Raw genomic sequence first — 24,241 nt, forward strand, 5'->3', positions numbered from 1 at the left:
TGGGTAACTTTTAGGGAGAAAACAAATGAACGAAAAGAATCAGCTGAGCAACCAGGAAGCGCGAGCCTTGGCCTACTTCGCGGTGGGTGTGAGTTTGGAGGGCAGTATCGGCGGGCGCGATGTTTCAAACCATCTTTCGTTTGCTGGGAAAGAGCACGGTGGTACGCAGTTGGAACCTGTTGGCAACAGTGGCTATTCGCTTGGCACGCTGCAGACAGACTTGGGTGCTCACCCCGAAGTGGCGCAAGCGCTGGTGTCCTCCTTCCAGGCATGGGCCAAAAAGCAGCATCCGGACTGGGTACTTAACGAAAAGCAAGTGCAACAGACGGTCGCGGACCTTGGCCGAAACGGCAACGCCATTCGAGCGGAAGCGGGCCGCCCGCTGGATCCCTCGGTCAAACCCCATCTCGACGCGTTCTTGACCGCGGATGCTGGCAAAACCTTTGTGCATGAGCGCGACGAACGTCAGATCGACAGGCTGATGCGCCCCGATAGCACGCTTGCCAGATTGCAGGCCACGCCGCTGTACCAGCGTTCATCCCACGAGGACCAAGCTCGACTCTCCACCATAGCCCTGAAGCTCGAGAACCAAACCGGAGGGGATGGCGAGCGATGGAAGAAAGGGGTCGTGGTACGGAGCGGTCTGCTTGAAAGCATCGACAAGGACGGTCTCAAGAGCGTTGACGATGTCAGGAATTGGGTGAATGAGCACTTACCGAAATACGTAGGTAACGGCGTTGATCACGCCCTTCGCGGTACAGAAACCTTTCTGCGCCTGGAGCGCACCGACCCGCAAAGCGATCTGAATCGTGCATGGCAAAGCGTCAAAGTCAATGCGACGGTGAACCCTGGGTCGCTCGACGCGAACTCCGACCAAGGAAAGTACTACGCGGCGGTGAAAGATCAGTTCCTTCATTCCGGCGTTCAGCATCTCGCGAAGCGCGGCGTACACAGCGCCGACGTGGCGGAGTTGCAAACCAAATTAACGAAGCTTGGCTATACCGGGTCTGATGGCAAGCCGCCTACAGCCGACGGGCACATGGGCCCCGGCACGCGACATGCTGTCAAAGCGTTCCAGCACGACAACCATCTCAAGGAAGATGGCGTGGCGGGCCGAAACACCCTGAAGGCCATCGACGTCAAGCTTAGGGAACAAACATTGGCGTCGCCCTCGCGGCAAGAGCCGGGAATTCAGGACAGCCCGTTGTTCAAGCAAGCCCAAAACGCCCTCCAAAAGATCGATGCCCAGTTCGGCCGCAAGCCCGACCAGTTGACCGACAACGCCGCCGCTGCAGTCGCGGTGGCCGCGCAGAAGGCCGGCCTAACGCGTATCGACCACCTCGAACTGGGCGGCCCAGACAACAGCAAGCTCTTCGCCGCGCAGGGCAAGTTGGGGACCGCGCACTCGAAGGTCATCGACGTGCTGACGGTGGAGGCCATGTACACGCCCATTACGCAAAGCGCCAGAGCCTTCCAGGAGACGCGGCAGGCCCAGCAGCATGCGCCCACTCAGCAGCCACCACAGGTGGCCCAGCCAGCACCGCAGCAAACGGCGCCGGCCCTGTCTCGATGATTTTCCCGCCATTCGGCTTTCTCGAATGTACGGTACATCCCTCAATCAAGCCTGCCTGCTCTTTTCAATCGAGTGATATTCGATGACCAAAGCCAAGTGGGCCAGCGCAGCCCTGACCCTCGTCGCAGCGCTCTTGGCAGGTATCTACCTGTCCGGCTGGCTCGCCCTCTTGCTGCTCAAACTGGACCCGCAATCGCTGGCCTGGAACACTTATCTCAGCTATTGGCAGGCGCTCGACCTTCCTGCTTACCGCCCCTATACGCAGAAAATCCATCTGGCTGGCTACATCGGCTTCGGCGTGCCGGTGCTGCTCTGGCTGGGCTTGCTGGCATTGCTCGCCAAATCGAAAGCCCCGTCGATCCACGGCGATGCGCGCTTCGGCACTGGCGCCGACCTGGGTCGGCTCGGCATGTTCAAGCCAGCGACCAACGGCATTCTGGTGGGCAAGTTCGGAGGCCAACTGGTTCGCCTGCCGGGTCAGCAATTCGTCATTCTTGCGGCGCCGACGCGCTCGGGTAAAGGCGTGGGCATCGTCATCCCCAATCTGCTCGAGTACGGCGAATCGATCGTGGTGCTCGACATCAAGCAGGAGAACTACGAACTCACCAGCGGATGGCGGGCGCAGCAGGGCCAGGAGGTCTATCTCTTCAATCCCTTCGCAGAGGATCGAAAGACGCACCGCTGGAACCCGCTCACTTATGTCTCCACCGACCCGGCCTTTCGGGTATCCGACCTGATGAGCATTGCAGCCATGCTGTATCCGGACGGCGCCGCCGACCAGAAGTTCTGGGTCAGTCAGGCACGCAACGCCTTCATGGCCTTTTCGCTCTATCTGTTCGAGAAATGGGAAGACGATGGCGAGCACGGACTTCCAGAGCAGGTTCGCACTGCACGCACGCTCGGCCAGATCTATCAACTGTCTTCCGGCAACGGCATGGACCTGCGCAAGTCCTATGAGGACATGGCGGCGTCGCCGTTCCTGAGCGGCAATGCGCAATTGGCATTCTCGAACCTGCTGTCGCAAGCAGCGGAGACCTTCGCCTCGGTCCTGGGCAGCTTCAAAGAGCCGCTCAACGCCTGGATCAACCCGGTGCTGGACGCTGCCACCAGTGCCGACGACTTCCTGCTCACCGACGTGCGCAAGAAGAAGATGACCATCTACATCGGCATCCAGCCCAACAAGCTCGCCGAGAGCCGGCTGATCGTCAACCTGTTCTTCAGCCAGCTCATCAACGTGAACACCAAGGAACTGCCGCAGAACAATCCGGGACTCAGGCGCCAGTGCCTGTTGCTGATGGACGAGTTCACCAGCATCGGCAAGGTGGACATCATCGCCAATGCCGTGAGCTACATGGCCGGCTACAACATGCGGCTGTTGCCCATCGTCCAGAGCATGGCGCAACTGGACGCCACTTACGGCAAGGAAGTGGCCCGCACCTTGATCACCAACCACGCTTTGCAAATCATCTATGCGCCACGGGAGCAGCAGGACGCCAACGACTATTCCGACATGCTGGGCTACACCACCGTGCGCAAGCAGAACGTGACCCGAGGCCGGGAAACCAGTCGCAGCGAGTCGGAAGAACGCCGTGCCCTGATGCTGCCCCAGGAACTCAAGGCGATGGGACCGGACACCGAAGTCTTCCTCTACGAGGGCCTCCCGCACCCGGTGAAGTGCGACAAGATTCGCTACTACCAGGACAAGTACTTCACGCGCCGGCTATTGGACAAGGTGCCGATTCCCACCCTGTCGCTCTGAAGCCGGCGCGCTGCGTCCTCAGGCCGCCAGCAGCTGCCGCAGCACGAAAGGCAGGATGCCCCCGTGCTTGTAGTAGTCGACCTCGATCGGCGTATCGATGCGCAGGCGCACCGTGGCTTCCTGGTGCGTGCCGTCGGGGCGGTGCACCACCAGCTTCACGTCCATCTGCGGCTTGAGTTCGCCCTCGATCACCACGTCGATCTTCTCGTGGCCGGTCAGGCCCAGGCTTTGCCACGAATCGGCGCCGCGGAACTGCAGCGGCAGCACGCCCATGCCGACCAGGTTGGCGCGGTGGATGCGCTCGAAGCTGCGTGCCACCACGGCCTTGATGCCCAGCAGCTGCGTGCCCTTGGCAGCCCAGTCGCGCGACGAGCCGGTGCCGTATTCCTCGCCGCCGAAGACCACGGTGGGCACTTCCTGCTCCATGTACTTCATCGCGGCGTCGTAGATGAACATCTTCTCGTTGCCCGGCTGGAACAGCGTGAGGCCGCCCTCTTCCTGCGTGCCCTTGTCGTCCGGCGGCAGCATGAGGTTCTTGATGCGCACGTTGGCGAAGGTGCCGCGCATCATGATCTCGTGGTTGCCGCGGCGCGAGCCGTAGCTGTTGAAGTCGGCCTTGGGCACGCCGTGCGCCTTGAGCCAGACACCCGCGGGCGAGCTTTCCTTGATCGAGCCGGCCGGCGAGATGTGGTCGGTGGTGATCGAGTCGCCGAACAGCGCCATCACGCGTGCGCCCGAGAAGCCGGGGTTGGTGGCCGCGGGCTTCATCTTGAAGCCCTCGAAGAAGGGCGGCTCGGCGATGTAGGTCGAGGTGGGCCAGTCGTAGACCTGGCCGGTCGTGCCCTGGATGCTGCTCCAGAACTTGCCCGGATCGGTCTTGACCTTGTCGTAGTTCGCGCGGAAGGCCTTGGCGTTCATCGCGAAGCGCAGGTTGTCGTCGATCTCCTTGGGCGTGGGCCAGATGTCGCCCAGGTACACGTCCTTGCCGTGCTTGCCCTTGCCCACGGGCTCGGTCATCAGGTCGACCATCACGTTGCCCGCGATGGCGAAGGCCACCACCAGCGGCGGCGAGGCCAGGAAGTTGGCCTTGAGGTTCGGGTGGATGCGTGCCTCGAAGTTGCGGTTGCCCGAGAGCACCGCGGCCGCCACCAGGTTGTTGTCGGTGATGGCCTCGTTGATCTCGGCCGTCAGGTCGCCCGCGTTGCCGATGCAGGTGGTGCAGCCGTAGCCTGCGAGGTAGAAGCCCAGCTTTTCCAGGTAGGGCAGCAGGCCCGCCTTCTCGAGGTACTCGGTCACGATGCGCGAGCCGGGGGCCAGCGAGGTCTTGACGTGCGGCTTGACGGTCAGGCCGGCTTCCACCGCCTTCTTGGCCAGCAGGCCGGCCGCCAGCATCACGCTCGGATTCGAGGTGTTGGTGCAGGACGTGATGGCGGCGATCAGCACGTCGCCGTTGCCGATGGTGATGGCGCCTTTCGGCGAAGCCGGCGCCGTGGCGCTCACGTGCGCGGCGGCCTTGGTCGAACGGTTGGCCACCATCTCGACCACCTGGCGCGGCGAGCCCGCTGCGGGCGCCGGCGCCTCGCTGTCGTCGCCCTGGCCGGTCTTCGAGAGCGGGTAGCGGATCTTGAGCTTGTCGGCCGGCTGGTTGAAGCCGTTCGCGTCGTTGGGCTTGCTGTAGAGCTCGGAGAACTTGGTCGACAGATGGCCCAGGTCGATGCGGTCCTGCGGACGCTTGGGGCCGGCCAGGCTCGGCGACACCGTGCCCAGGTCGAGACGCACGACCTTGGTGTAGTTGAGTTCACCCGGTGCCGGCATGCCGAACAGGCCCTGCGCCTTGTAGTAAGCCTCGAAGCGTTCGATTTCCTTGTCGGTGCGGCCCGTGCCCTTGAAGTAGGCGAGCGTCATCTCGTCGACCGGGAAGAAGCCCATGGTCGCGCCGTATTCGGGCGCCATGTTGCCGATGGTCGCGCGGTCGGGCACCGCGATCGACGCGGCACCCGGGCCGAAGAATTCGACGAACTTGCCCACCACCTTCTCGGTGCGCAGGATGGCCGTGACGAAGAGCACCAGGTCGGTGGCGGTCACGCCCTCGCGCAGCTTGCCGGTGAGCTCGAAGCCCACCACGTCGGGTGTCAGCATGTAGACCGGCTGGCCCAGCATCGCGGCCTCGGCCTCGATGCCGCCCACGCCCCAGCCGACCACGCCGATGCCGTTGATCATGGTGGTGTGGCTGTCGGTGCCCACCAGCGAATCGGGGTACCAGGTCGGCACCTTGTCGGTGTCGTCGGCGGCCTTGTAGACACCGCGCGCGAAGTACTCGAGGTTCACCTGGTGCACGATGCCGAAGCCCGGCGGCACGACGCCGAAGGTGTCGAAGGCCTGCATGCCCCACTTCATGAACTGGTAGCGCTCGTTGTTGCGCTGGAACTCCAGCTTCATGTTCAGGTCGAGCGCCTTGGGCGTGCCGTAGTAGTCGACCATCACGGAGTGGTCGACCACCAGGTCGACCGGCACCAGCGGCTCGATGGTCTTGGGCGACTTGCCCAGCTTCGCGGCCACGCTGCGCATGGCGGCCAGGTCGGCCAGCAGCGGCACGCCCGTGAAGTCCTGCAGCACCACGCGGGTGACGACGAAGGGGATTTCCTCGGTTCGCTCGGCGTTGGGTTGCCAGTTGGCGAGCTGCGCGACGTTCTCGACGCCGACCTTCTGGCCGTCGCAGTTGCGCAGCACCGACTCGAGCACGATGCGGATCGAGACCGGCAGCTTCTCGATGTTGGGGTACTGCTTCGCGAGTTCCTTCAGTGACCAGTACTTGCCGGCCCCTCCCGATGCCGTCTTGAATGTCTTGAGCGCGGATGCGAAGGGGTGTGCCGGGGCCTTGGCCATTGAAAACTCCTGTGATTCGTGGAAGCACCTCAAGGATAGCGAGGAACGATGTCAGTGGCTGTAGTCGGTCTTCTCCACCGCGGCCTTTCCGCGGGCGGGGCTGCCGGGCCGCGAGGCCGTGACGTGGGCGAGTCGCCAAGCCGCCGAAGCGCGGGCCGTGCGCGAATCTCACAGTCAAAGACGCGGGCCGTGCGCGAAATTGACAGTCTCAAATCGGGGATTTGAATACAGTCTTCTTCAATAGCCACCATTTGATGACAGAAAAAAATGGATGGAATTTATCGACGAATTCATCCCGAATTAAAAATCTACTGCAATTCAAAAAAGAAAAACCCATGTCCTGACGGCCACTTGGAATCGAATGAACGTCAGGCCCGCGCTCCAACACAGGATGCAGCACCCACCAGCCCCGGAACCCGCCCATGCTCGACCTCTCCGAACTCCGCTCCTTCTTTCCCCTGGTCGTCACGCCGAGCCACGACGGCAAGTTCTTTCAGAACTACGTCGTGTCGATGATGAACTTCACCGTCGAAGCCGAGCGCGCCGGCATGCGCATGCAAGTGCTGCTCCATCAGGGCGAAAGCCTGGTCACGCGTGCGCGCAACAATTGCGTGGCGCAATTTCTGGCCAACCCGCAATGGACCCACCTGTTCTGGATCGACGCCGACATCGGTTTTTCGGCGCAGGCCGCCTTCCGGCTGCTGCAGTCGGACCACGACATCGCGGCGGGCGTGTATCCGCTCAAGCGGGAGGACTGGCCCGCCGAAGGGGTGACCCAGGGCACGACGCGCCAGCAGTTCGAAGCCATGTTCACGCGCTACACCATCAACTCCGAAGCGGCGGAAGGCAGCTCGGAGGTCGAACTCGACGTCCAGCCCGACGGCTTCATGAAGGTCACCGAAGCGCCGACCGGCTTCATGGTCATCAAGCGCGGCGTCTTCGAGCGGCTCATGGCAGGCTATCCCGATTTCCGCTACGCGCCCGACGGCATCGGCGACATCGACCGCGGCCTGCACTACCGCTTCTTCGATGTGATGGTCGATCCGCAGACCCGGCGCTATCTGTCGGAAGACTACGGCTTCTGCCGCCTGTGGTCGGGACTGGGCGAGTCGATCCACGTCGATGCCAACTCCAACCTCTCGCACCAGGGCGCCAAGCTGTACCGCGGCAACCTCGCCCATTCGCTGCTGACCTCGCTGCCCCATGCGGTGGGTGGCCCGCCGGGCGCCGCCATGGTGCTCAAGGGGCAGGAGCATCTGGCACCGAACGCACCGCCGCCCTGAATCCGGGCACCCGCAGGGCCCGCCCTCCTGCGGCGTCAGGGTCGATGATTCCGCCGCGAGGTCAGCGCGTCGATGACGTCAGAGGTCATGGCAACAGCGCGCGACGCGCCACAGAATCGATGCCATGAACCACCCTGCGCAATCCTCGCCCCCCGTCGCACCGGGCGCCCGCGATCCCTTCGGCGCCCACCTGCGCCACTGGCGCCAGCGCCGTCGCCTGAGCCAGCTCGACCTGGCCCACGAGGCGGAGGTATCGACCCGCCACCTGAGCTACGTCGAGACCGGCCGCGCCGCGCCCAGCCGCGAGATGGTGCTTCGTCTGGCCGAGCGGCTGGGTGTGCCGTTGCGCGAGCGCAATGCGCTGCTGGTGGCAGCCGGCTTCGCGCCCATGTACCGCCAGCGTGCGCTCGACGACCCGGCGCTGGCGGCGGCGCGCCAGGCGGTCGATCTGGTGTTGAAGGGCCACGAGCCTTACCCGGCACTGGCCATCGACCGCCACTGGCATCTGGTGGCGGCCAACCGCATCGTGCCGCTGCTGATGGCCGGCGCCGCGCCGGAACTGCTGAAGCCGCCGATCAACGTGCTGCGCCTGAGCCTGCATCCGCAGGGCCTGGCGCCGCGTATCGCCAACCTGGCGCAGTGGCGCCTGCATCTGCTCGAGCGGCTGCAGCAGCAGGTCGCGGCGACCGGCGACGCCACGCTCCAGGCCTTGCACGACGAACTGGCCGCCTACCCGGTGGCCGACGCCGGCCATGAGACACCGCCCGCGGGCGGTGAACTGGCGGGCGTGGTCGTCCCGTTCCAGCTGGGGACGCCGGCCGGTGTGCTGAGCTTCATCAGCACCACCACCATCTTCGGCACGCCGGTCGACGTGACGCTGCAGGAACTCGCGGTCGAGTCGTTCTTTCCGGCGGACGCGGCCACCGCGAAGGCGCTGTCGACCCTGGGGGCATGACACGAGCCGTCGGCGGCGGCCCACATGAACACGCGGCGTTCGTCCCGGCCGGTGCATCGGCCACCTCCGTATGTTGGGCGCTTGTAGATAACTTCCCAGGCGCACCACCATGACAACGACGACAGACAACGACCATCACAAGCTCTGGGAGCTGATCAAGGACACGCGCTTCGGCATGTTCACGCACCGCCACCACGACGGCATGCTGCACGGCCATCCGCTCACGACCCAGAACAAGCAGCTCGACGAAGGCGCGACGCTTTACTTCTTCGTGCCCAAGGACGGCGAGATCGCGCGCAACCTGCCGGCCGATGACGTGGTGAACGTGGCCTACGCCAACCCCGACAAGGACCACTATGTCTCGGTGTCCGGCCACGCGGCGCTGCTGGAAGATCAGGCGAAGAAGGAAGAACTCTTCACTTCGATGGCCAAGGCCTGGTTCCCTGCCGGCGTGACCGACCCCAACCTCGGCCTGCTCACGGTGCGCATCGGGCGCGCAGAGTTCTGGGATGTGGACGACAGCAAGATGGTCCAGGTCTTCAAGATGATGAAGGCCGCCGTCACCGGCGAGCCGCCCAAGAACCTGGGCAAGCACAAGAGCCTTCATCTCGGCTGAGCATCGCACCGCCATGCTCGCTCCTCGCACGGACCAGCGACTTCGCTCGCTGCTGGCCGCGGCCGATGCACCGCTCACCTTGGGCGAACTGGTCGACGGCGGCTTCGATCCCCTGCCCTTGCCTGGCTCCGGCCGGACGCTCGAGCGCTGGCAGATGCTGGCGGCCGTGGCGGCCCATGACCTGTCGCTGGTCAAGCTGTTCGAGGGGCACACCGATGCGCTTGCCATCCTCGCGGAACTTGGCGGCCCGGCGGCACCGCTCGGCAGCCGATGGGGCACCTGGTGTGCCGAGCCACCGGATGCGCGAGTCGCATTGCACCCGCAGGCCGACGGCAGTTGCACCCTGAACGGCACCAAGGCCTGGTGCTCTGGTGCCCACAGCGTCACGCATGCGGTGATCAGCGCCTGGAACGAAGCCGGCGAGCCCTGCCTGGCGGCCGTCGAGCTCGACCAGGCCCGCGTCACGGTCGGCGACCACGGCTGGCAGGCTGCGGGCATGGCCGCTGCGCGAACCGTCGATGTGCATCTCGACGCCGCCGTGGCAACGCCCATTGGCCGGCCGGGCGACTATGTGGCACGCCCCGGTTTCTGGCAGGGCGGTGCCGGCATCGCGGCCTGCTGGTACGGCGGTGCGGCGGGCATTGCCGAGATGACGCGGCAGCGCTGCGGCCCGCGGCCCGACGCGCACCGGCTTGCGCACCTCGGGGCCATCGACGTGGCATTGACCGGCGCTGCGGCCGTGCTGCACGAGACCGCCGCCTGGATCGATGCCTGGCCACAGGCCAGTGCCCAGTTGCCGGCGCAGCGCGCACGGCTGGTGGTCGAAGCCGCCGCCACCACGGTGATGACCCACGCGGGCCGCGCCCTGGGTGCGGCACCGCTGTGCCGCGACGCGCGTTTCGCGCAGGCCATGGTTGACCTGCCGATCTTCCTGCGCCAGAGCCACGCCGAGCGCGACCTGGCCGCGCTCGGCAGTGCCTTGCTCCCGCCTGTGGAGGCGCCATGGCCGCTGTAGCCGAACGGGCCATCGAGGGTCAGGGCACGACCGAGGCCGAGTGGCTGCCTTGGCTCGCGCATCAACCGATGGTGGAGACCAGTGCCGGACAGCTCGTGCCGCCCGGGTATCGCGCGGTCGTTGTCGCGCCGCATCCCGACGACGAGGTGCTGGCCGTGGGCGGCCTGCTCGCGCAATTGCAGATGTTGCGCCGATCGATGCTGATCGTCGCGGCCACTGACGGCACGGCCAGCCATCCGGCCTCGATGGTCTGGCCACCGCACCGGCTGGCCGTCGAACGCCCGCTGGAGAGCCATCGCGCATGGCAGGCCCTCGGGCTCGATGTCGATCGCACGACAGAAGCCCGCCGCCTCGGCTTCGACGACGGCGGACTGATGCGCCAGCGCGGGCCCCTGGCTCGCGCGCTCGCTGCCTTGCTGCGCCCCAGGGACGTGATCTTCACCACCTGGCGGTATGACGGCCATCCCGATCACGAGGCGACGGCCCAGGCCTGTGCCGCGGCCGCTGCCGACACTGGCGCACGCTTGATCGAGGTCCCGGTGTGGGCCTGGCACTGGGCGGCGCCCGGTGACGCGCGCCTGCCCTGGAGCCGGGCCGTTCGGCTGGCACTCGACGCGGATGCCGCGCGCGCCAAGCGCGAGGCGGTGGGCGCGTTCACCAGCCAGCTCGAGAGCGACCCCTCGACGGGGGCCGGCCCGATCCTGCGCGGCACCACGGTCCAGCGCGCGCAGCGTCCCTTCGAGGTCTTCTTCTCATGATCACCGAGACGCCGACCCGCCAGGCTGCGGGCGCCGACGATCGCCTCGCCTACTTCGAATCGCTCTACGGCGACAGCGACGACCCCTATGGCCTGCGCACCCGCTGGTACGAGGAACGCAAGCGCGCATTGCTGCTCGCCGCCCTGCCGCACCGGCGCTACGCCAGCGTGTACGAGCCCGGCTGTGGCGCGGGCGAACTGACGGTGGCGCTGGCCGCACGCTGCGACCGCGTACTGGCCAGCGACTTCAGCCCGCGGGCCAGGGCCTCCGCGCAGGCCCGCACCGCCGCGCTGCCCAACGTGCGCATCGCAGCCCACGCGCTACCGCAGGATTTTCCGCACGCCGAAGGGCCCTTCGATCTGGTGGTGGTCAGCGAACTGGGCTACTTCCTGAGCGAGGACGCGATGCAGACGCTGGCGCGCTGCTGCGCCGATGCGTTGAGCGACGACGGCGTGCTGGCGGCCTGCAACTGGCGCCCCGATTTCGAGGCGCGCGTGCTGTCGACCGATGCAGTGCACCGGGCCTTTGCCGCAACGGGCCTGGCGCGCACCGTGGCGCACACCGAGAGCGACTTCGTGCTCGACGTCTGGTGCCGGGATGCGCGCTCGGTGGCCCAACGGGAAGGCATCCGATGATCGGCATCGTCGTTCCTGCGCATGACGAGGAAATGCACATCGCGGCCACCGTGGCCAGCCTGCGCGCCGCTGGCGTGCATCCGGCGCTGCAAGGCGAGACGGTGCAACTGCTGGTCGTGCTCGACAGCTGCAGCGATGCCACCGGATCCATTGCCCGTTGGCAAGGCGCCCGCACCATGGCCGTGTCGGTGCGCAATGTGGGCCAGGCCCGCGCCGCCGGTGCGCAACGGCTGCTCGACGAAGGTGCGCGCTGGCTGGCCTTCACCGATGCCGACACCCGGGTGTCACCCGACTGGCTGGTGCGCCAGCTGGAGCTGGGCGCCGACGCCGTCTGCGGCTCGATCGGCGTGGACGACTGGAGCGTGCACGGCCACCACGCCGAACCGCTGCGCGAGCACTTCGCGCGCACCTACACCGATGCCGACGGCCACCGTCACATCCATGGCGCCAACCTGGGTGTCTCGGCCGCCGCCTATGTGCGCGCCGGTGGTTTCCCTGCCCTGGCCTGCAGCGAGGACGTGGCGTTGGTCGAGGCGCTTCAGGCCTCGGGCGCACGCATCGCCTGGAGTGCCGCGCCTCGTGTGTCGACCAGCGCTCGAGCGGACGCGCGGGCGCGCGGTGGCTTCGGCGACACGCTGCTGGCCGTGATCGCGGCCAGGCTGGCGGCCGCCGTGGTGCCGCAGCTCGCCACCGAACCGCCGGCCCCATGAAAAAGGCCCGCCGAAGCGGGCCTCGATCTGGCAGCCGGAGGGATCAGGCAGTCACGCCGTCGGCGACGTTCTGATATTCCTCGATCTTGTCGAAGTTCAGGTATTGGTAGATCTGCGTGCTCGACGCCTCCAGCACACCGACGCTGGCCATGTACTCTTCCTTGGTCGGGATGCGGCCCAGGCGCGAGCAGATCGCGGCCAGCTCGGCCGAGCCCAGGTACACGTTGGTGTTCTTGCCCAGTCGATTGGGGAAGTTGCGCGTGCTGGTCGACATCACGGTCGCGCCTTCGCGCACCTGCGCCTGGTTGCCCATGCACAGCGAGCAGCCCGGCATTTCGGTGCGGGCACCGGCATTGCCGAACACGCCGTAGTGGCCTTCCTCGGTCAGCTGCTGCGCGTCCATCTTGGTCGGCGGTGCGATCCACAGCTTGACCGGGATGTCGCGCTTGCCTTCGAGCAGCTTCGATGCGGCACGGAAGTGGCCGATGTTGGTCATGCACGAACCGATGAACACTTCGTCGATCTTCGCGCCGGCCACGTCGGACAGCGTCTTCACGTCGTCCGGGTCGTTCGGGCACGCGCAGATCGGTTCGTGGATGTCGGCCAGGTCGATCTCGATGACGGCCGCGTAGTCGGCGTCGTCGTCGCCCTTGAGCAGCTGCGGGTCCTTGAGCCAGGCTTCCTGCGCGGCGATGCGGCGGGCCAGCGTGCGGGCATCGGCATAGCCTTCGGCGATCATCCACTTCATCAGCGTGATGTTGCTGTTGATGTACTCGATGATCGGTTCCTTGTTCAGGTGCACCGTGCAGCCGGCAGCCGAGCGTTCGGCCGAAGCGTCGCTCAACTCGAAGGCTTGTTCGACCTTGAGGTCCGGCAGGCCTTCGATTTCCAGGATGCGGCCCGAGAAGATGTTGACCTTGCCTTGCTTGGCAACGGTCAGCAGGCCGGCCTTGATCGCGTACAGCGGGATCGCGTTGACCAGGTCACGCAAGGTGACGCCGGGCTGCATCTGGCCCTTGAAGCGCACCAGCACCGATTCGGGCATGTCGAGCGGCATCACCCCGGTCGCGGCCGCGAAAGCCACCAGGCCCGAGCCGGCGGGGAAGCTGATGCCGATGGGGAAGCGGGTGTGGCTGTCGCCGCCGGTGCCGACGGTGTCGGGCGTCAGCAGGCGGTTGAGCCATGAATGGATCACGCCGTCGCCCGGCCGCAGCGACACACCGCCGCGGTTGGCCATGAAGTCCGGCAGCTCGTGGTGCATCTTGACGTCGACCTTCTTGGGGTACGCCGCCGTGTGGCAGAACGACTGCATCACGAGGTCGGCCGAGAAGCCCAGGCAGGCCAGGTCTTTCAGCTCGTCGCGCGTCATCGGGCCGGTGGTGTCCTGCGAGCCGACCGAGGTCATCTTGGGTTCGCAATACGTGCCCGGGCGCACGCCGGTGCCTTCGGGCAGGCCGCAGGCGCGGCCGACCATCTTCTGCGCGAGCGAGTAACCCTTCTGGGTGTCGACCGGGCTGGTCGGCAGGCGGAACAGCGTCGACACCGGCAGGCCCAGCGCTTCGCGCGCCTTGGCCGTGAGGCCACGGCCGATGATCAGCGGAATGCGGCCGCCGGCGCGCACTTCATCGAACAGCACCTCGCTCTTGACCTGGAACTCGGCGATGACCTTGCCGTCCTTCAGCGCCTTGCCTTCGTAGGGACGCAGTTCGACCACGTCGCCCATGTTCATCTGCGCCACGTCGAGCTCGATGGGCAGTGCGCCCGAGTCTTCCATGGTGTTGTAGAAGATCGGCGCGATCTTGCCGCCGAGGCAGACGCCGCCGAAGCGCTTGTTCGGCACGAAGGGAATGTCTTCTCCGGTGAACCACAGCACCGAGTTGGTGGCGCTCTTGCGCGACGAACCCGTGCCGACCACGTCGCCGGCGTAGGCCACGAGGTGGCCGCGCGCGCGCAGGTCTTCGATGAACTTCACCGGGCCGCGCTTGCCGTCTTCCTCGGGAACGATGCCGGGACGTGCGTTCTTGTGCATCGCGAGCGCGTGCATCGGGATGTCGGGACGCGTCGTCGCATCGGGTGCCGGCGACAGGTCGTCGGTGTTGATCTCGCCGGCCACCTTGAAGATGCTGACCGTGATGCTCTGCGGCACTTCGGGACGGCTGGTGAACCATTCCGCGTCGGCCCAGCTTTGCAGCACGCCCTTGGCGTGGACGTTGCCCTTGTCGGCCTTTTCCTTGACGTCGTGGAACTGGTCGAACATCAGCAGCGTCTTCTTCAGGCCCTCGGCCGCGACGGCGCCGACTTCGGCGTCGTCGAGCAGGTCGATCATGGGGCTGATGTTGTAGCCGCCGAGCATGGTGCCGAGCAGTTCGGTGGCGCGCGCACGCGACAGCAACAGGCTCTTTTCCGTCCCATGCGCCACGGCTGCCAGATAGCTGGCCTTGACCTTGGCGGCATCGTCGACGCCGGCCGGCACGCGATGCGTGATCAGGTTGAGCAGGAACTCGCCGTCGTTCGCGGTGGCGGATTTCATCAGCTCGATCACTTCGCCGGTCTGCTTGGCGGTGAGGGGCAGGGGCGGGATACCGAGCGCGGCGCGCTCTGCGACATGGTCAACGTAGGCTTGCAACATCTTCTTGATTCTCCGGAAACGGGTACGACGGGGCGGCTGCGGGGGACAGCCTGTGCCTTTGCTTCTTCTTACTTCTTGACGGCGCCGGTCGCCGGCGCGTCGGCACCCTCGAACAGGCTCTTGGGCGGGTTGATCTTGAGTTCCGCCGACATGGCGATCTGTGCCGGCGCCTGGCAATCGTCGGCCAGACGCAGGCCCTGCTTCTGGTTCATCAGCATCGACTTGTTGCCGAGCTGGAGCCACATGGCGCCCGCGCGCGGGTCTTCCAGGCGGATCGCACCGGTGCGGCTTTCGACCGGGTGCATGCGGTACTTGGCGCCCTTGGTCGAGACGGTGAAGAAGCCGGGCTTCTTCTCGTCGGGGGTCACGGTCACGTCGGCACCCAGTTCGCACTGGATCTTGCCGGTGTGCACGCGTCCGGCCACGGCCAGGTCGGCCTCGTTCAGCGTGACGTCGGTGTTGGTGTCGATCGGCGTGACTTCCTCGACGGCCTTGGCGGCGCGGCGCGTCACCTGGGGCTTCTTCTTGGGTGCGGGCTTCGCGGCAGGCTTCGCCGCGGCCTTGGCCGCAGGCTTCGCGTCCGTGCTCTGGGCCGTGGCCATCAGTGGGAACGCCAGGGCGGCGGCGGCAATCAGTGCGAGGGTCTTGGTCATCGGGTGTTCCTTGGAGGATCTGTTGTCTTAGGTGTTCGGAGGAGAAGGCGAGAACCAGACCTGTGCCTCGGGGGGCAGCACACGGCCTGTGGCATGGGCACGCTCGAGCACCTGCCAGAAATGGCGGTAGCTCGCGCGATCGTGAAGCGTGCCGTCGATGCTGACCGGCGCCCAGGCCTGGCGCACCGCCGCATCGACGATGCGCGTGGCCTGTTCGATCTGGCCTTCCCCGGGCGCGAAGGCCTCGAGGATCGGCCGGATCTGGCTGGGATGAATGCTCCACATGCGGGTATAGCCGAACTCGCCGGCGGCCCGCTTCGCCGCGGCACGCAGGGCCTCGACGTTGCTGAATTCGGTGACGACGCAGTGCGATGGCACCTTGCCGTAGGCGTGCGCAGCCGAGGCGATCTCGAGCTTGGCGCGCACCACCAGGGGATGACGGAACTGGCCCTCGACCCCCATGCCGACGGCCGGAATCGCGCCGGCATGGGCCGAGACGAAATCCATGAGCCCGAAGCTCAGCGACTGCACGCGCGGATGGGCCGCGATGGCGAAGGCGTTGTGCACCGCCAGCGGAGACTCGATGAGCACGTGCAGCGGCAGCGCCTGTGCGCCCGCCGCGTCGAGCGCGGCCACGGCGCGGGTCACGTCGGCGATCGACTCGACCTTGGGCACCATCAGGTGGCTCAGGCGCCGGCCGGCACGGCCGGCGATGGTGGCGATGTCGGCGTCGAAGGCGGCATGGTCGACCGGGTGCACGCGCACGCCGACCCGCATCGCGGGGGCCGAGGCCAGCGCCAGTTCGGTCACGAGCTGCGCGTGTTCGGCTTCGCCGCCCACGGGCGCGCCGTCTTCGCAGTCGAGGGTGACGTCGAACACGCAGGCCCCGAACTCCGCGGCCATCTCGGCCTGGAGCGCGAGGCTCTTCTTCATGCGCGCTTCGACGCCGCTGTAGTGGTCACAGACCGGCAGCAGGACCGCGCCCGCCTGGGCGCCGAGCAGCACGTCGCGGGGGTGCACGGAAGCTGCGGTCATGCAGTCAAGAGGTCGGGCGCTTTGCGCGGCGCCCAGGTCGCGATGTCGCTCGCGTCGAAGCGAGCCTGCGGGCAGCGACGGTCATCGAGATGAGGATTACGGTCGGACATGAAAAGTGTGGCTCCTGGAGCCGTCGGCGCACGACGCGCACAGCGCGCGACGTGCCCGACGGCCGGGGGATTTACAGCAGGTGGGCGACGCCGGCCTGCTCGTCGGTCAGTTCCTTGAGCGTCTTGTCGATGCGTTCCTGGCTGAAGGCGTCGATGTCGAGGCCTTCGACGATCTTGTATTCGCCGTTTTCGGTGGTGACCGGGAAGCCGAACATCACGTCCTTCGGAATGCCGTACTGGCCGTCCGACGGGATGCCCATCGTGACCCACTTGCCGTTGGTGCCCAGGGCCCAGTCGCGCATGTGGTCGATGGCGGCGTTGGCAGCCGAAGCGGCCGAGGACAGGCCACGGGCTTCGATGATCGCGGCACCGCGCTTGCCGACGGTCGGCAGGAAGGTGTCGGCATTCCAGACCTGGTCGTTGATCAGGTCCTTGACGCTCTTGCCGGCCACGGTGGCGAAGCGGTAGTCGGCGTACATCGTGGGCGAGTGGTTGCCCCAGACGGTCAGCTTTTCGATGTCGGCCACGGCGGTGCCGGTCTTGGCGGCGATCTGGCTCAGCGCGCGGTTGTGGTCCAGGCGCAGCATGGCGGTGAAGTTCTTGCGCGGCAGGTCCGGTGCGCTCTTCATCGCGATGTAGGCGTTGGTGTTCGCGGGGTTGCCCACCACCAGCACCTTGACGTCGCGGCTGGCGACGGCGTTGAGCGCCTTGCCTTGTGCCGTGAAGATCGCGCCGTTGACGGCCAGCAGCTCGGCACGTTCCATGCCCGGGCCGCGGGGACGCGAACCGACCAGCAGGGCATAGTCGGCGTCCTTGAAGGCCACCATCGGATCGCCCGAGGGGATCACGCCGGCGAGCAGCGGGAAGGCGCAGTCTTCGAGTTCCATGATCACGCCCTTGAGGGCCTTCTGGGCCTTCTCGTCGGGGATCTCGAGCAGTTGCAGGATGACGGGCTGGTCCTTGCCGAGCATTTCGCCGGAAGCGATGCGGAACAACAGGGCGTAACCGATTTGGCCGGCGGCACCGGTGACGGCGACGCGAACAGGCTTTTTGCTCATGGGAAAGACTCCAGAAGATGGTGAAAACGGCGGCGGCAAGCTCGGGCGGCTGCCGAGGCCCCGCGGAAGGCAATGCCGGGGGCGGAACCGGCGCACATTTTAAGCCGAATCGCGATTCGGAGCGCGCACGTCTTATGTCTTATATAAGATAGGGGGTCTCTGCGTGCACCGCGCAGAGCGTCCCACGCCATGAATACGCCCCTCCTCGCCGACACGGCCACACCGTCCTTCAGCCCGCTCTACCAGCAGATCAAGACCCTGATCCTGCAGAGCCTGCAGGCGGGCGAATGGAAGCCAGGTGAGCCGATTCCGAGCGAAATGGATCTGGCCGCGCGCTTCCGCGTCAGCCAGGGCACGGTGCGCAAGGCCATCGACGAACTGGCCGCCGGGTACCTGGTGGTGCGCCGCCAGGGCAAGGGCACCTTCGTCGCCACCCATGCCGAACAGCACGTGCAGTACCGCTTCCTCAAGCTGGTGCCCGACAGCGGCGACATCAGCACCGAGGGCCCGGCCGAACGCACCATCGTCGACTGCCGGCGGCTGCGCGCCTCGGCCGACGTGGCGCGCGCGCTGGCGCTGCGCACCGGCGATGCGGTGCTGCAGGTGCGCCGCGTGCTCGCCTACCGCGGCGTGCCCACCATCCTCGAGGACCTGTGGCTGCCCGGCCTGCCGTTCAAGGGACTCACGGCCGAGCGGCTGCGCGCCTCGCGCGGGCCGATGTACGCGATGTTCGAGACCGAATTCGGGGTGCGCATGGTGCGCGCCGGGGAAAAGATCCGCGCCGTGCTGCCCGATGCCGAGCAGGCCGCCCTGCTGGCCGTGGCCGCGGGAACCCCGCTGCTGAGCGTCGAGCGCCTCGCCCACACCTACCACGACACCCCGATGGAGCTGCGCCGAGGGCTTTACCGCACCGACACCCACCATTACCGCAACGAACTCGGATGATGAAACCCGCCCTTCAGCCCGTTACAGCACTTCTGGACGACACCGGCAGGGTCTTTGGCGTCGGAGCATCCCACCAATCCAGTGCGATGACACCGGGCCGACTGCAGCGTGATGGTGCATTGCAATAGAATTTTGCGTTGTTTGCATTTCGCCAAAGAACAAGCTGCCCCTCGAAAAAGCAACGAAAGCCCCCATGACCGAGCTTGCCAACTCACCCCGTCCGCCGCGACGCCAGTTCCGCAACATCAATGCCTTCACCGACCTGACCACCTACCGGCTGCCGCCGGCGGGCATCGTGTCGATCCTGCACCGTGTGAGCGGCGTATTGATGTTCCTGTTGCTGCCTTTCATCATCTGGATGTTCGACACCTCGGTGTCTTCGGAGATCTCCTTCGCCCGCTTCAAGGCCGTCTTCAACGTCGGCGTCGGCTTCGCGCCGGGCTGGTTCTTCAAGCTGGTGGCGCTGGCCCTGATCTGGGCCTACCTGCACCACTTCATCGCCGGCCTGCGCCATCTGTGGATGGACGTGAGCCATGCCGCGGTGACCAAGGAATTCGGCAAGAGCTCGGCCATCGGCACGCTGGTGATCAGCATCGCGCTGACCCTCGTGCTCGGCGCCAAGCTGTTCGGCCTGTACTGAAAAGAGAGCTAGAAAAATGTCTGTGAACTACGGATCCAAGCGCATCGTCGTCGGTGCGCACTACGGACTTCGCGACTGGCTCAGCCAGCGCATCACCGGCGGCCTGATGGCCCTCTTCACGATCATCCTGCTCGCGCAGGTGCTGTTCTCGCGCGGCCCGATCGGCTACGACACCTGGGCCGGCATCTTCTCGGCGCAGTGGATGAAGGTGCTCACCTTCGTCGTGATCGCCTCGATCCTCTACCACGTGTGGGTCGGCATGCGCGACGTGTGGATGGACTACGTCCAGCCGGTCGGCATCCGCCTCGCCCTTCAAATTTTCACGATCGTCTGGCTTGTGGGTTGCGCGGGTTGGGCCATTCAAGTGCTCTGGAGACTGTAATCCGATGACTGCCTATACCAAAGACCAAATCACCAAGCGCAAGTTCGACGTCGTCATCGTGGGCGCCGGCGGCTCCGGCATGCGCGCCTCGCTGCAGCTCGCACGCGCCGGCCTCAACGTGGCCGTGCTCTCCAAGGTGTTCCCGACCCGCTCGCACACCGTCGCCGCACAAGGCGGCGTGGGCGCATCGCTCGGCAACATGAGCGAGGACAACTGGCACTACCACTTCTACGACACGATCAAGGGTTCCGACTGGCTCGGCGACCAGGACGCGATCGAGTTCATGTGCCGTGAAGCCCCGAAGGTCGTGTACGAGCTCGAGCACTTCGGCATGCCCTTCGACCGCAACCCCGACGGCACGATCTACCAGCGTCCCTTCGGCGGCCACACGGCCAACTACGGCGAGAAGCCCGTGCAGCGCGCCTGCGCCGCGGCCGACCGCACCGGCCACGCGATGCTGCACACGCTCTATCAAAAGAACGTCGAAGCCCGCACCCAGTTCTTCGTCGAATGGATGGCGCTCGACCTGATCCGCGACGCCGAAGGCGACGTGGTCGGCGTGACCGCGCTCGAAATGGAAACCGGCGACCTGCACATCCTGCAGGCCAAGACCGTGCTGCTGGCCACCGGCGGTGCCGGCCGCATCTTCGGCGCGTCCACCAACGCCTTCATCAACACCGGCGACGGCCTGGGCATGGCCGCGCGTTCGGGCATCCCGCTGCAGGACATGGAGTTCTGGCAGTTCCACCCGACCGGCGTGGCCGGCGCGGGCGTGCTGCTGACCGAAGGCTGCCGCGGCGAAGGCGCCATCCTGCTGAACAGCAACGGCGAACGCTTCATGGAGCGCTATGCGCCCACGCTGAAGGACCTGGCACCGCGCGACTTCGTGTCGCGCTCGATGGACCAGGAAATCAAGGAAGGTCGCGGCTGCGGTCCCAACAAGGACTACATCCACATGAAGCTCGACCACCTGGGCGCGGACACCATCCACAAGCGCCTGCCCTCGGTGTACGAGATCGGCATCAACTTCGCGAACGTCGACGTCACGAAGGAACCGATCCCCGTGGTGCCCACCATCCACTACCAGATGGGCGGCATCCCGACCAACATCAACGGCCAGGTCGTGATCCAGAAGGGCGAAGAAAACAGCCTGGCGGTGAACGGTCTCTATGCCGTGGGCGAATGCTCCTGCGTGAGCGTGCACGGCGCCAACCGCCTGGGCACCAACTCGCTGCTCGACCTGCTGGTGTTCGGCCGCGCGGCCGGCAACCACATCGTCCAGTTCAACGACAAGCAGAAGGAACACAAGCCGCTGCCGGCCGATGCGGCCGACCGCTCGCTCGCTCGCCTGAACGAACTCGAAGCCTCGACCAGCGGCGAGTACGCGCAGGACGTGGCCGGCGAGATCCGTGCCGTCATGCAGCAGCATGCGGCCGTGTTCCGCAAGCAGGCCTCGATGGACGAAGGCGTGGTCAAGATCGCCGCCGTGCGCGAGCGCGTCAAGGCGATCACGCTCAAGGACAAGTCGCGCGTGTTCAACACCGCCCGCATCGAAGCGCTGGAAGTCGACAACCTGATCGAAGTGGCGCAGGCCACCATGGTGTCGGCCGCGGCCCGCACCGAATGCCGCGGCGCCCACACCGTCGAAGACTACGAGCGCCCGGCCGACGACCCGGTCGCCCCGCTGGGCCGCGACGACGCGAACTGGATGAAGCACACGCTGTGGCACAGCGAGAGCAACAGCCTCACGTACAAGCCGGTCCGCCTCAAGCCCCTGACGGTCGACTCGGTGCCACCCAAGGTCCGCACGTTCTAAGCGTGCAAGAACAGAACATCACAAGGTCATCACGATGAAGCGCACATTCCAGATCTACCGCTACGACCCGGACAAGGACGCGAAGCCGTACATGCAGACCATCGAGGTCGAACTCGACGGCCACGAGCGCATGCTGCTCGACGCGCTGATGAAGCTCAAGGCACAGGACCCGACGCTGTCGTTCCGCCGCTCGTGCCGTGAAGGCGTCTGCGGCTCCGACGCGATGAACATCAACGGCAAGAACGGTCTGGCCTGCCTGACCAACATGAACACGCTCAAGGGCACGGTCGTGCTCAAGCCGCTGCCGGGCCTGCCCGTGATCCGCGACCTGATCGTGGACATGACGCAGTTCTTCAAGCAGTACAACTCGATCAAGCCGTACCTGCAGAACGACAACGTGCCGCCCGAGAAAGAACGCCTGCAGAGTCCCGAAGAGCGCGAAGAGCTCGACGGCCTGTACGAGTGCATCCTGTGCGCGAGCTGCTCGACCAGCTGCCCGAGCTTCTGGTGGAACCCCGACAAGTTCGTCGGCCCGGCCGGCCTGCTGCAGGCCTATCGCTTCATCGCCGACAGCCGCGACGAAGCCACTGCCGAGCGCCTGGACAATCTCGAGGACCCGTACCGCCTGTTCCGCTGCCACACGATCATGAACTGCGTCGACGTGTGCCCGAAGAACCTGAACCCCACCAAGGCCATCGGGAAGATCAAGGAACTGATGGTGCGTCGCGCCATCTGACCTTCTTCTGGACATCCTGCCCGCCATGACACAGGTCGACGCACTCGACGTCCCGCTCGGTGAGCGGCGCTTGAGCAAGCTCAAGTGGCGCTGCCGACGCGGCCTGCTGGAAAACGACCTGTTCATCGCGCGCTTCTTCGAGCGGCATGAATCTGACATGACCGAGCGCCAGGCGCAGGCCATGGAAACCTTGATGGATCTGTCGGATCACGATCTGATGGATCTCTTCATGCGGCGTACCGAGCCCGATCGGGCCTGGGCCGACGCCGACGTGGTGGACCTGCTGCGACTGCTGCGCGCGTGAGCGCCGCACCAACGGTTCATGCTTCCCCGAACATTCATCTTTTGAGAAAGAAAGTCGAAATGAAAGCTTCCGAGACCAAAGCCACCCTGTCGTTCAGCAATGGCGGCAACAGCGTCGACTTGCCGGTGTACAAGGGGACCGTGGGTCCCGACGTGATCGACATCCGTAAGCTGTACGCACAGACCGGCATGTTCACGTACGACCCGGGCTTCATGTCGACCGCGGCGTGCCAGTCCTCGATCACCTACATCGACGGCGACAAGGGCGAACTGCTGTACCGCGGCTATCCCATCGAACAGCTCGCGACCAACTGCGACTTCCTGGAAACCTGCCATCTGCTGCTGTACGGAGAGCTGCCGGACGCATCGAAGAAGGAGGACTTCACCAAGCTCGTGACCAATCACACGATGGTCAACGAGCAGATGCAGTTCTTCCTGCGCGGTTTCCGTCGCGATGCGCATCCGATGGCCATCATGACCGGCCTGGTCGGCGCCCTGTCGGCCTTCTATCACGACAGCACGGACATCAACAATCCGAAGCACCGCGAGATCGCCGCGATCCGCCTGATCGCGAAGATGCCCACGCTGGTGGCCATGGCGTACAAGTACACGGTGGGCCAGCCCTACATGTACCCGAAGAACGACCTGAGCTACGCGGGCAACTTCCTGCACATGATGTTCGCCACGCCGTGCGAAGAGTACAAGGTGAACCCGGTGCTCGAGCGCGCGCTCGACCGCATCTTCATCCTGCACGCCGACCATGAGCAGAACGCCTCCACCTCGACCGTGCGCCTGTGCGGCTCGTCGGGCACCAACCCCTTCGCGGCCATCGCGGCCGGCGTGGCCTGTCTCTGGGGCCCGGCCCACGGCGGCGCCAACGAAGCGGCACTCAACATGCTGTACGACATCCAGAAGGCTGGCGGCGTGGAGAAGATCGGTGACTTCATCAAGCAGGTGAAGGACAAGAACTCCAACGTCAAGCTCATGGGCTTCGGTCATCGTGTCTACAAGAACTACGATCCGCGCGCCAAGCTGATGCAGGAAACCTGCAAGGAAGTGCTGGCCGAACTGGGCCTGGAAAACGACCCGCTGTTCAAGCTGGCCATGGCGCTCGAGAAGATCGCCCTGGAAGACGAATACTTCGTGTCGCGCAAGCTGTACCCGAACGTCGACTTCTACTCGGGCATCGTCCAGCGCGCCATCGGCATCCCGGTGCCGCTGTTCACCGCGGTGTTCGCGCTGGCCCGTACCGTCGGCTGGATCGCCCAACTGAACGAAATGATCGGCGACCCCGAGTACAAGATCGGCCGCCCGCGCCAGCTGTTCGAAGGTTCGGCCCCACGCGACGTGCAGCCCATCGCCCAACGCTGAGCCCTGCGCTCGCGACCTCGAAGAAGCTGCCTTCGGGCAGCTTTTTTGCGTCTTGGCTTACAGGAAATATTTGAGCAATTGTTAACTTCAGTTCTGGAGGGCGACTCCACATTCGATCCCGTCAACAACTGTCTCAACACTCCAAGGAGTTCTGTCATGAAGAAACTAGCCGCACTGATCGCCGTCACGTTCGCATTCGCCGTGCCCCTGGCCGGCTGCAATACCGTCAAGGGCGCAGGCCAGGACATCCAGAAGGGTGGCGACAAGCTCGAGGACGCAGCCAAGAAGCGCCAATAAGCGCGACGCACCCCGGCGTTCGCCGGGTGACGAGGAAAGCGGGCCCAGGGCCCGCTTTTTTCATGTCCGGGCTCAT

Annotated in this window: 22 protein-coding genes; 17 read left to right on the forward strand and 5 right to left on the reverse strand. The window is 65.6% G+C overall.

The window, feature by feature from the left end:
- Window positions 1-25: 25 nt before the first annotated feature.
- Entirely contained in the window at window positions 26-1,573 is a 1,548-nt protein-coding gene (locus ACSFBC_RS07415; protein WP_435509665.1) for an XVIPCD domain-containing protein, read from the forward strand.
- 82 nt (window positions 1,574-1,655) lie between these two features.
- The gene (locus ACSFBC_RS07420) at window positions 1,656-3,332 is read left to right on the forward strand and encodes a type IV secretory system conjugative DNA transfer family protein (protein WP_435509666.1); all 1,677 of its coding nucleotides are present in this window, start codon (window positions 1,656-1,658) and stop codon (window positions 3,330-3,332) included.
- An 18-nt stretch (window positions 3,333-3,350) separates the two neighbouring features.
- Here ACSFBC_RS07420 and ACSFBC_RS07425 read toward each other — a convergent pair whose 3' ends face one another.
- The gene (locus ACSFBC_RS07425) at window positions 3,351-6,218 is read right to left on the reverse strand and encodes an aconitate hydratase (protein ID WP_435509667.1); all 2,868 of its coding nucleotides are present in this window, start codon (window positions 6,216-6,218) and stop codon (window positions 3,351-3,353) included.
- Window positions 6,219-6,640: 422 nt separating this feature from the next.
- On the opposite strand from ACSFBC_RS07425, the gene ACSFBC_RS07430 reads away from it, so the two are divergent.
- The 7 genes from ACSFBC_RS07430 (at window position 6,641) to ACSFBC_RS07460 (ending at window position 12,190) form a co-directional block, all read left to right on the forward strand.
- On the forward strand, window positions 6,641-7,501 hold the full coding sequence (locus ACSFBC_RS07430) for a hypothetical protein (protein ID WP_435509668.1): 861 nt from the start codon (window positions 6,641-6,643) through the stop codon (window positions 7,499-7,501).
- 124 nt (window positions 7,502-7,625) lie between these two features.
- Window positions 7,626-8,456: a helix-turn-helix domain-containing protein gene (locus tag ACSFBC_RS07435; protein ID WP_435509669.1), complete on the forward strand. Its 831-nt coding sequence runs from the start codon at window positions 7,626-7,628 to the stop codon at window positions 8,454-8,456.
- 109 nt (window positions 8,457-8,565) lie between these two features.
- The gene (locus ACSFBC_RS07440) at window positions 8,566-9,072 is read left to right on the forward strand and encodes a pyridoxamine 5'-phosphate oxidase family protein (RefSeq protein ID WP_435509670.1); all 507 of its coding nucleotides are present in this window, start codon (window positions 8,566-8,568) and stop codon (window positions 9,070-9,072) included.
- Between the two features lie 13 nt (window positions 9,073-9,085).
- The gene (locus ACSFBC_RS07445) at window positions 9,086-10,087 is read left to right on the forward strand and encodes an acyl-CoA dehydrogenase family protein (RefSeq protein WP_435509671.1); all 1,002 of its coding nucleotides are present in this window, start codon (window positions 9,086-9,088) and stop codon (window positions 10,085-10,087) included.
- Complete coding sequence (locus ACSFBC_RS07450; protein WP_435509672.1) at window positions 10,075-10,845, forward strand: PIG-L deacetylase family protein; 771 nt, start codon at window positions 10,075-10,077, stop codon at window positions 10,843-10,845. Before ACSFBC_RS07445 ends, ACSFBC_RS07450 begins: the two co-directional genes overlap by 13 nt.
- On the forward strand, window positions 10,842-11,480 hold the full coding sequence (locus ACSFBC_RS07455) for a class I SAM-dependent DNA methyltransferase (RefSeq protein WP_435509673.1): 639 nt from the start codon (window positions 10,842-10,844) through the stop codon (window positions 11,478-11,480). The genes ACSFBC_RS07450 and ACSFBC_RS07455 overlap by 4 nt, the downstream gene beginning before the upstream one ends.
- The gene (locus ACSFBC_RS07460; RefSeq protein ID WP_435509674.1) at window positions 11,477-12,190 is read left to right on the forward strand and encodes a glycosyltransferase family 2 protein; all 714 of its coding nucleotides are present in this window, start codon (window positions 11,477-11,479) and stop codon (window positions 12,188-12,190) included. The genes ACSFBC_RS07455 and ACSFBC_RS07460 overlap by 4 nt, the downstream gene beginning before the upstream one ends.
- A 43-nt stretch (window positions 12,191-12,233) precedes the next feature.
- Here ACSFBC_RS07460 and ACSFBC_RS07465 read toward each other — a convergent pair whose 3' ends face one another.
- The 4 genes from ACSFBC_RS07465 to ACSFBC_RS07480 all read right to left on the reverse strand — a co-directional run bounded on the left by ACSFBC_RS07465 (window position 12,234) and on the right by ACSFBC_RS07480 (window position 17,675).
- The gene (locus tag ACSFBC_RS07465; RefSeq protein ID WP_435509675.1) at window positions 12,234-14,819 is read right to left on the reverse strand and encodes a bifunctional aconitate hydratase 2/2-methylisocitrate dehydratase; all 2,586 of its coding nucleotides are present in this window, start codon (window positions 14,817-14,819) and stop codon (window positions 12,234-12,236) included.
- A gap of 68 nt (window positions 14,820-14,887) precedes the next feature.
- Window positions 14,888-15,472, reverse strand: a complete 585-nt coding sequence (locus tag ACSFBC_RS07470; RefSeq protein ID WP_435509676.1) for a hypothetical protein — start codon at window positions 15,470-15,472, stop codon at window positions 14,888-14,890.
- Window positions 15,473-15,499: 27 nt separating this feature from the next.
- On the reverse strand, window positions 15,500-16,507 hold the full coding sequence (locus ACSFBC_RS07475; protein ID WP_435509677.1) for an HpcH/HpaI aldolase/citrate lyase family protein: 1,008 nt from the start codon (window positions 16,505-16,507) through the stop codon (window positions 15,500-15,502).
- A 181-nt stretch (window positions 16,508-16,688) separates the two neighbouring features.
- Window positions 16,689-17,675, reverse strand: coding sequence for a malate dehydrogenase (locus tag ACSFBC_RS07480; protein WP_435509678.1), 987 nt, complete (start codon window positions 17,673-17,675; stop codon window positions 16,689-16,691).
- Between the two features lie 189 nt (window positions 17,676-17,864).
- Here ACSFBC_RS07480 and ACSFBC_RS07485 point away from each other — a divergent pair, with 189 nt between their 5' ends.
- From ACSFBC_RS07485 to ACSFBC_RS07520, 8 genes are all read left to right on the forward strand, one after another.
- On the forward strand, window positions 17,865-18,620 hold the full coding sequence (locus ACSFBC_RS07485; RefSeq protein WP_435509679.1) for a GntR family transcriptional regulator: 756 nt from the start codon (window positions 17,865-17,867) through the stop codon (window positions 18,618-18,620).
- 193 nt (window positions 18,621-18,813) lie between these two features.
- The gene (gene sdhC, locus ACSFBC_RS07490; RefSeq protein WP_435509680.1) at window positions 18,814-19,260 is read left to right on the forward strand and encodes a succinate dehydrogenase, cytochrome b556 subunit; all 447 of its coding nucleotides are present in this window, start codon (window positions 18,814-18,816) and stop codon (window positions 19,258-19,260) included.
- 16 nt (window positions 19,261-19,276) lie between these two features.
- Window positions 19,277-19,642: a succinate dehydrogenase, hydrophobic membrane anchor protein gene (sdhD, locus tag ACSFBC_RS07495; protein ID WP_435509681.1), complete on the forward strand. Its 366-nt coding sequence runs from the start codon at window positions 19,277-19,279 to the stop codon at window positions 19,640-19,642.
- Between the two features lie 4 nt (window positions 19,643-19,646).
- Complete coding sequence (gene sdhA, locus ACSFBC_RS07500; protein WP_435509682.1) at window positions 19,647-21,458, forward strand: succinate dehydrogenase flavoprotein subunit; 1,812 nt, start codon at window positions 19,647-19,649, stop codon at window positions 21,456-21,458.
- A 34-nt stretch (window positions 21,459-21,492) separates the two neighbouring features.
- Window positions 21,493-22,194 (forward strand): succinate dehydrogenase iron-sulfur subunit, encoded by a 702-nt coding sequence (locus ACSFBC_RS07505; protein ID WP_187108365.1) that lies wholly within the window; start codon window positions 21,493-21,495, stop codon window positions 22,192-22,194.
- Window positions 22,195-22,219: 25 nt separating this feature from the next.
- Window positions 22,220-22,498, forward strand: a complete 279-nt coding sequence (locus ACSFBC_RS07510; protein WP_435509683.1) for an FAD assembly factor SdhE — start codon at window positions 22,220-22,222, stop codon at window positions 22,496-22,498.
- A 59-nt stretch (window positions 22,499-22,557) separates the two neighbouring features.
- Entirely contained in the window at window positions 22,558-23,868 is a 1,311-nt protein-coding gene (gene gltA / locus ACSFBC_RS07515) for a citrate synthase (RefSeq protein WP_435509684.1), read from the forward strand.
- Between the two features lie 156 nt (window positions 23,869-24,024).
- Window positions 24,025-24,165 (forward strand): entericidin A/B family lipoprotein, encoded by a 141-nt coding sequence (locus ACSFBC_RS07520; RefSeq protein ID WP_183025599.1) that lies wholly within the window; start codon window positions 24,025-24,027, stop codon window positions 24,163-24,165.
- Window positions 24,166-24,241: the final 76 nt, after the last annotated feature.

This window comes from Variovorax frigidus (assembly GCF_051216515.1).
Taxonomy (GTDB): Bacteria; Pseudomonadota; Gammaproteobacteria; order Burkholderiales; family Burkholderiaceae_C; genus Variovorax.